At 50.9% G+C, this 2,664-nt stretch carries 2 protein-coding genes and 1 pseudogene (1 of these 3 only partly in view); all 3 read left to right on the forward strand.

Annotation, left to right across the window (positions count from 1 at the left end; genetic code table 11):
- Nucleotides 1-96, forward strand: a pseudogene (locus COV46_06635) (hypothetical protein) (it extends 264 nt beyond the left edge of the window).
- A 31-nt stretch (nucleotides 97-127) separates the two neighbouring features.
- Complete coding sequence (locus COV46_06640) at nucleotides 128-1,426, forward strand: 3-hydroxyacyl-ACP dehydratase (GenBank protein ID PIR16880.1); 1,299 nt, start codon at nucleotides 128-130, stop codon at nucleotides 1,424-1,426.
- Between the two features lie 12 nt (nucleotides 1,427-1,438).
- The coding region (locus COV46_06645; protein ID PIR16881.1) for a hypothetical protein at nucleotides 1,439-2,664 on the forward strand (1,226 nt) is incomplete at its 3' end.

Genomic DNA, 2,664 nt, shown 5'->3' on the forward strand with positions numbered 1-2,664 from the left:
TGCGGTCAAATTCTACGCCGAGGAGCTAAAAAGGCTGTCGAGCTGGTGTCATTGCGAGGCGATAGCCGAAGCAATCCCCATAACGCAATTGCATAAAGGAGATTGCCACGCCCCTTCGGGGCTCGCAATGACCTCTCTTAAAATAGGCATAATAGGTTCAAATGTGGCAGATGCCCCGTTCGAAAAGGTCTTTCCAAGGTTTGGCGCCGAAAAGGTCTTTTTGAACCACTGCCTTGATAAATGCAGGATGGACGAAGCGTTCCTTGCGAGACTATCAGCTGAAAAACTCTCGTTCGAAGAGATAGCAAGATATTACGTGGAGCGAAGCTGCTGCCCGCGCATGAACGACGAAACCTATAAAAAGGCGATGGTAGAGAGGATAAAAGAAGAGAGCTTGAAAGGCGTCATCGTCAACACGCTTAAGTTCTGCGATTTCTATCCGTTCGATCAGATGTATATAAGGAAAGAGCTCGGCGAATCGTTTCCCGTTCTAAATGTTGAGCACGACCTTATGTCGAAAGATGAGGGACAGATCATGACAAGATTAGAGGCATTCTTGGAGAGCATAAAAAAGAAGGGTATGGGGTCTCGGGGCCAGGGTCAGAAGAAGAATGGCCGCTATTTTGTGGGGATAGACAGCGGATCGCATGCAACGAAGCTTGTCATGGTAGATAAGGATTGCAAAGTACTGGCCGATGAGATTCTTTCGACGGGGACCTCGGTCAAGGAGGCGGCCGGAAAAGGGTTCGAGAGCATTTTAAAGAAGGCGGGCGTGAGCAAAGACGACGTTTCGCTGATAATAGCCACCGGCTACGGACGCAACAGCATAGACTTTGCGAACGAATCGGTAACCGAAATTACCTGCCACGCCCTTGGCGCGCACAGCATCTTAAAGGGCGGCGGAACGCTCATTGACATCGGAGGGCAGGACAGCAAGGCGATTAAGATAAATAAAGACGGCGGTGTGATAAAGTTCGTGATGAACGATAAGTGCGCGGCCGGGACCGGCCGTTTTCTGGAAGTTATCGCAGACAGGCTTGAGATGGACCTGGAAGAGTTCGCAAGGCTTGCCATCAAGGCAAAGGAGGGCGTCTCTGTAAGCAGTATGTGCTCGGTGTTTGCGGAGTCCGAGGTGATATCGTTGATCGCCGCCGGCAACACCCGTGAAGAGATATCTAAAGGCATCCACGAATCCATAGCATCCCGGACCTCATCATTGATAAAGCGTGTGGACGGCGAGCCTCCATATTATATGAGCGGGGGAGTTGCCAAGAACATGGCGATGGTGAAGGAGCTTTCCGAAAGCCTTGGCGAGAACGTGAAGGTCATAGAGAATCCGCAGACAGTAGGGGCGTTAGGTGCCGCAATTCATGGGGTCAGGCTTGACTTCTTGACTTTAGACCTAAAGTCAAGAAGTCAAGCCTGACCCCAAACAGATATGAATTTAAAAGAGAACATAGCCGGCATAAATTTTAAGGCGATAAAGAAGGGGATCATTAAGCCCAAAGATACCGTGAAGTTGTTCGGCAAGCTCGAGTTCGTCATCAGCCGCAAGCTTTCAAAGGCCGGCCGGTTCTTGCGCAAGAATCAGCTCTCCCACATAGCCGATGCCCTGAACCCCGAAAGAAAGAGGGTCTGGACGTCGGTCCTCTTTCCGGCTGAGTTAGTGTACCCGTTCGGTGCCATGCCTCTGCCCCTTGAGATACTTTCGGGGCTCTTTGCAACGGTCGGACTTTCTCAGGAATTCCTCGATGTCGCGGGCGGCGCCTCCGTTCCAAATACGATGTGTTCGTTCCACAGGCTCCTTTTCGGACTGGCTCGCTCGGGATATTTTGCGGCCCCCGATGCCGTTGCCGCCACGTCGCTTTTTTGTGACGGCAATCTGAAATCTTTTAACGACGCGGCCCTTGCCAACAAGAGCCCTTTCATGTTCTTAGATATTCCTTTCGAGGAGAACGAAGCTTCCGTCAGATATTTAAAAGACCAGCTGAGCGAGCTGGTCGGGAAGTTCTCCGAGATGTTCGGCGGGGAACACATGGAAGAGAACCTTAGAAGGTCGGTCGTGCTCGCAAATGAGGGGATGGAACGTTTAAAAAGGATGCATTCCTTAAGAAAGGTATCGAGCCCCAACATCTTTCGCGGACATGAGATGATAAACTTCTGTTTTCCCTCCCACTACCTTTTGGGGAGCGATGTCCTTGTGAAGATAGCCGACAAGATGATCGAATCATTTGAGAGCGGCGGCGACAGGCACGGATATTATAGAGATACAAAACTTGTGAAGGGGTGCAAACGGCTCATGTGGATGCATATCGTCCCCCAATATGACACCCCCCTTTGGGACCTTATAGACAACGGCGTCACCTCCAAGATAGTCTGCGAGGAATATACCGCCCCCTACTTTGACGGATACGATGTAAGCGATCCTTTAGGTTCTATCGCGAGAAGGCTGATCTCTCATCCCTCCAACGGAGAACTTTCCCGAAGGGTAGAGCATGCCATTAAGATCGCTAAGGACTTTAATGTTGACGGCGTGGTCCATTATTCAAGCTGGGGCTGTCATCAGGCGGCGGGGAACGTCTCGCTTATCGAGCGCGAGTTCGAGAAGAACGGGATAAAATTCCTTAACCTGAACGGCGATGCGGTGGACAAGAAGAACACCAC

This window comes from Deltaproteobacteria bacterium CG11_big_fil_rev_8_21_14_0_20_49_13 (genome assembly GCA_002796305.1).
Lineage (GTDB): Bacteria > UBA10199 > UBA10199.